The 4,990-nt window shown below is 64.5% G+C and carries 4 protein-coding genes; 3 read left to right on the top strand and 1 reads right to left on the bottom strand.

All coding sequences use genetic code 11. The annotated features are described in order from the left end of the window. The first annotated feature begins 147 nt into the window (after nt 1-147). Genes AB4136_RS33275 through AB4136_RS33265 form a run of 3 tightly spaced genes read left to right on the top strand, consistent with a single transcriptional unit; the run spans nt 148 to nt 3,644 of the window. On the top strand, nt 148-1,755 hold the full coding sequence (locus AB4136_RS33275; RefSeq protein ID WP_137902215.1) for a Mu transposase C-terminal domain-containing protein: 1,608 nt from the start codon (nt 148-150) through the stop codon (nt 1,753-1,755). Continuing rightward, entirely contained in the window at nt 1,752-2,627 is an 876-nt protein-coding gene (locus AB4136_RS33270; protein WP_137902216.1) for a TniB family NTP-binding protein, read from the top strand. The genes AB4136_RS33275 and AB4136_RS33270 overlap by 4 nt, the downstream gene beginning before the upstream one ends. Nucleotides 2,628-2,630: 3 nt before the next feature. Next, nucleotides 2,631-3,644: a TniQ family protein gene (locus AB4136_RS33265; protein WP_137902217.1), complete on the top strand. Its 1,014-nt coding sequence runs from the start codon at nt 2,631-2,633 to the stop codon at nt 3,642-3,644. Here the strand turns inward: AB4136_RS33265 and AB4136_RS33260 are convergent. Continuing rightward, nucleotides 3,580-4,509 carry a recombinase family protein gene (locus AB4136_RS33260; protein WP_137902218.1) on the bottom strand — a complete coding sequence of 310 codons (930 nt, stop codon included), beginning with the start codon at nt 4,507-4,509 and terminating at the stop codon, nt 3,580-3,582. The two genes, AB4136_RS33265 and AB4136_RS33260, sit on opposite strands and share 65 nt — an antisense overlap. Nucleotides 4,510-4,990: the final 481 nt, after the last annotated feature.

Below are 4,990 nucleotides of genomic sequence, written 5' to 3'. Positions count from 1 at the left end.
TGTGGGTTGACCGTTTTTTGTGCTGCACACATGCGGCCCTTTTCAATAGCTTAGACGATTCAGATTTGCGAGACTGATTCACTTTTCGTGAGACTACGCTACAATCCGATTCGGATATAGTGAGATCACGTTGGCGATCATCGCAACATGGCTATCGACCGCAACGAGGTTGGCGACCAGGAATGGGAAAGCGCTCTCGCCCGTGCCGAGGTGCTGCGACGCTTGCCGAACCGTCCAAGCCCGGGTGAGATTGCCGATGCGGCGGCCGAATTGGACGTCAGCCGCTCGACGCTGTTCCGCTGGCTGAAGGCGTTCCGGGAAGATCAGCGGGTCACCGTTCTGGTTGGCCGCAAGCCTGGTCGGCAGCGACGCGGGATTGATGCCTTTGAGCCGGAACTGAAGGAACTGATCGATGAAGCGATCCGAACCTTTTATGCCACACCAGAACGGCCGACGCTAACACGCCTGTGGAAGCGCGTTTGTTCAGCGTGTCGTCACAACCGCCTGACGCCGCCCTCGATCCGACGCCTGAAGGGCTATCTTGCGACTTTCGATGCGGAGGCCCTGACGCGCCGTCGCGAGGGCAAGGCGCGGGCCGACGCGCAGTTCCTGGCGCTCCCAGGCGAGTTTTCGGTGCAGCATCCGCTACAGGTCGTTCAGATCGATCATACGAAGGTCGACGTGACGGTTGTCGATCCGATCGAACGGCAGCCGATCGGCCGCCCCATCCTGACCATCGCCATCGATGTCTGCACCCGGATGGTGCTGGGCTTCTACCTGTCCCTGGAGGCGCCGTCCGTGACATCGGTAGCCCTCTGCCTAACGCATGCGATCATCGACAAGACGCGCTGGTTGGCGGACCGCGGGATATCGCTGGAATGGCCGGCAAGCGGCCTGCCCGAATGCATTCACGTCGACAACGGCGCCGAATTCCACTCTCGCGCCTTCAAGCTCGGCTGTGACGATCACAACATCGTCGTCTCTTATCGTCCGCCGGGAACGCCGCGGTTCGGCGGGCATGTCGAGCGCCTGATCGGCACCATGATGGGCGCCGTTCATCTGCTGCCCGGCACGCACTTTTCCAACGTGCTGGACCGGGGCGACTACGACTCCGAAGCGCGCGCCGTGATGACCATGCGCGAGCTCGAGACTTGGCTGACGCTGGAAATCATCGCCTACCATTCCGACCTGCACCGCGGCATTGGTCGGCCTCCGGTCGCGGCTTGGAATGAGGCCATAGCCGCGCATCCGCCCCGGCATGTGCGCGATCCACTCGCCTTCCTGATCGATTTCCTGCCGTTCGAGCCGCGCGTGTTGCGGCGGACCGGCATTCATCTCAACAATATCTGCTACTGGTCGGATGGCTTTGCGCGCTGGATTGGCAGGTGCGACGACAAGGTTCTCGTCAAATACGACCCAAGGGACCTGCATCAGGTCTTCGTCAAGCTTGGCGGGAACTATCTGATGGCGCCGACGCGCAATCCCGGACGCCCAGCGATCACGCTCTGGGAGCAGAAGGCGGCGCTGCGCGTGCAACGGGCTCGCGGCCGCCGCGAGATCGATGAGGAGACGATCTTCCAGACGATCGCCGCGCAACGGGCCTTGGTCGATCAGGCGAGCCGGGAGACCACGCAAACCCGCAGGCTACGTGCTCGCCGCGCCCATCTGCAGCCAGGGCCGGCGCTTCCGGCAAGCGCTCCGGCGGACGAACCGGTGATCGCCTTACCCCATTTCCCGGTGGAGGTATGGGAATGACGGCCTATTCGCACCTCGATCCAGCCGTTCAGAGCCACGCCGATCTGCCCGATCGCGAGCGTATCGAGCATATCCAGGTGGACCGGTGGATCGACTATCCGCGTGCGCGTCAGGCGCTCGCCAAGCTTGAGGAACTGTTTTTGTTTCCCAAGCGCGCCCGCATGCCCAATCTGCTGATCTTCGGTGCATCCGGCATGGGCAAGACGATGATCATCGAGAAGTTCGTGCGCGCCAATCCGCCAAGCTTCGATGAGAGCAGCGGGATCCATCATCGGCCGGTCATTGTCGTGCAGATGGTCGCTTCCCCGGACGAAGGCCGTTTCTATCATCGCCTGCTTTCCGTGATCGGCGCGCCGCCGCCGACCCGCGCGACGCTCGGGCAACTCGAGACACAGGCGCTGCGGCTGCTCCAGGAGATCGCGCCGCGCATGCTTGTCATCGACGAGGTCCAGAATCTGATCGCCGGCACCTATCGCGAGCAGCGTAGGATGTTCAATCTGCTGCGCTTCCTCGGCAATGAGCTGCGGATTCCGTTGATCTGCCTCGGGTCGCACGAGGCACGCGATGCAATTCGGGGCGATGCCCATCTCAACAGCCGCTTCGAACCCTACGGCTTGGCGCCGTGGCGGCCCGATGCCGACTTCCACGGGCTGATCGGCGGTCTTCTGTACTCGCTGCCGTTGCGCTTGCCGTCGGAGCTGACGGACAGCGCCCTCAAGCGTCTCGTCGAGGCTAATGGCGGAATCACCGACGCGATCTTCAAGATGGTCAGGGGTCTGGCGACAGACGCCATCCTCAACGGCACAGAACGGATCACGTCGGCCGCGATCCTCGATCACCGCGTCACCGCGCCGACGACTTTCGCGGCCTGACTCATGGCGGGGGAGGGGAGGGCGCCGCTGCCGGTCGTGCCGCCGCCCTTTCGGGACGAACGGCTGAGTTCCTGGCTGGAGCGGATCGCCGACGTCTATCTGGTTTCCCTGGACGAGCTACAGGCCCATGTCGGATGGTCCCGGCCTGCGCTGCAACTCGAGATCGATCCGGTGCGGACCGACATGGAGCGCATCGCCGCTGCAACGAACAGCTCGGTTGAACGCCTGTTCGCCATGACCTTCCATAACGCATCGTCGCGCTGTCGCAGCCTGCTTCGGCCCGACGCTCGTGAGATCTGCCCGGTCTGCTCGCGCGGCATGCAGCGACCGCCAAGGTTGCGAACGTGGTCTTTCGCCTTCAGCTTCTATTGCGATCGGCACCGTCAGCCACTGCAAAGCCCGGATACAAGGGGCGCTAGCGTGTTGAGCGATGTCGGATCAGCTTGCCGCGGCGCCGCGATCCTGTCCAACTGGGCCAAAGGCGGCGAAACCGCCGTCGTGCCCGTCGACGCCGCGATCTCCCTGTTGCTCGCGCCGCATCGCAAGCCGTCGCCGCCGGCGCCATGGGAACTGGCCAGGTTGGCGCGCTCCGATCAGCAGGCCCATGCGATGGAGCTTTCGCGACCGTGTCCCCGGCCGGTGCTCGGCATTCTCGTGCCCGAATTCAACAGCGCTGTCCCGGTCTACAACCAGCTTCTGCCGCGTGCGCTTCCCGGCTTGCGCGATGCGCCCTTCGCGGAGCGTTACGCCATCGCAATCGGCCTTGCTCGGCTTTTGAAGAATCCGGCCACCGCAGTCGCCCACATCCTGGAGACCACCGATGAGTTCGGCCGAAAAAAAGTGTTGGGGCTGATTGACCGTTGGCCGACCGGGATCCGTAACGCTGTCGCTCGCGGCGACCGCCACATCACGACGAGAGGGGAGGGCAGGGGGGCGGCGACAAGGGTTCGTCTCAGCCGTCAGCGGGTTCGTGCACCTTCAGGCCGAGACGCCTGGCGCGATCGAGCAGATGCTTGACGGACGAGGCTGCCCACTGCCAACCGCCCCGTGGGGTCCGTTCGCGCATCGCCTCGAGCTGCGCGGCGATCGCCCGCAGGCTGAGATCCGGGTCGGCGATGGCGATGCCGGCCACGAGTGTCATCAATCGGTCCTCAGGCTGCCGCCGCGGCGCGCGCTGGACAAGCTCAGGCTCCGCCAGGCCTTCGCGCACCAGGCGATAGACCGAGCGGCGAAGACGTTCCACCGTCCAGCTCTGCCCCTTGTGGCTCAGGACCCGCACCACGTCGTCCCAGTTATGCTGGGGCCGCAGCCGCCGCACGATCGGCAGCCAGCTTTGCGCCGAGGCGATAAGGTCGCCGACATAGACGCTGTCCCGGGCCGCCGCAACGGCGCGGATGCTTTCCGGCCGGCGCTCGCGCAGACCCGGATTGCCTGGCAGGCGGCCGCGCGCCTTGGCGGCGGCTATTCCGGCCTTCGTGCGCTCGGCGATGAGCGCGCGCTCCAACTGGGCGACCGCGCCGAGCACTTGCAGCGAGAACATTCCCTGCGGCGTCGAGGTGTCGATCGGATCGCGCAGCGAGCGGAAATGCGCGCCGCGCTTTTCGAGCGTCTCGATCACCTCGAGAAGATGGCTGACCGATCGGGCGAGGCGGTCGAGCCTGACCACGACCAGGACGTCGCCGGCGCGGATCTCGCGCATCAGCTTCGCCAGCAGGGGCCGCGAGCGCGATGCGCCGGAACCCTGTTCGTGGTGGATGACGGCGCAACCGGCTTGCCTGAGCTCGTCGGCCTGTGCATCGGTGACCTGGTCCTCCGTCGAGACCCGCGCGTAGCCGATGAGACGGCGCGGTCGCGGGGGAGAAGGGGAGGGGGCCTTTGCCATGGCGGCCTTTCGAGGGAGGTTTCACGGCCGTTTGTACAGTATCGACGGCTGTGATCAACCGGCCAGTTGCAGACGTGTTTTATCGAGCCTCATAAACAGCCGTACAGCGGCATTTCGGGGTTCGGATGGCCCACGGCGCGAAAAAGGCGCCAAAACGCGCCCAGCGGCGTTTATGGCTGAAAGCGCGCAATTTTGGGGGCGTCGAGCGCGGGCAGGGTGCGAAAGGTGGCCCCGAGGCACGCCGGATGCTCAAGTTACCCGCCTTCCACCCCCGCCGAATGGAGCGGAAATCATGAGACTACCTGCATCCGAGTCGGAAATCGTGAGACCACGTGACAAACTCGGGCGACGCGCGGCCATCGCCAATAACGATGCTGAATCAATCGCTTAATGCCAGGCCGGTTCAGCGCCGTGCACGTAGTCTCACGAAATCCGATTCAAAAAGGCGGCGAATCTCACGAATTCCGGTCAGCTGACATTT

This window comes from Mesorhizobium sp. 2RAF21 (genome assembly GCF_052115345.1).
In the GTDB taxonomy this organism is placed as follows: Bacteria; Pseudomonadota; Alphaproteobacteria; order Rhizobiales; family Rhizobiaceae; genus Mesorhizobium; species Mesorhizobium terrae.
The sequence above is the reverse complement of the archived record's forward strand: the minus strand, read 5'-3'. Positions and strand labels throughout refer to the sequence as shown.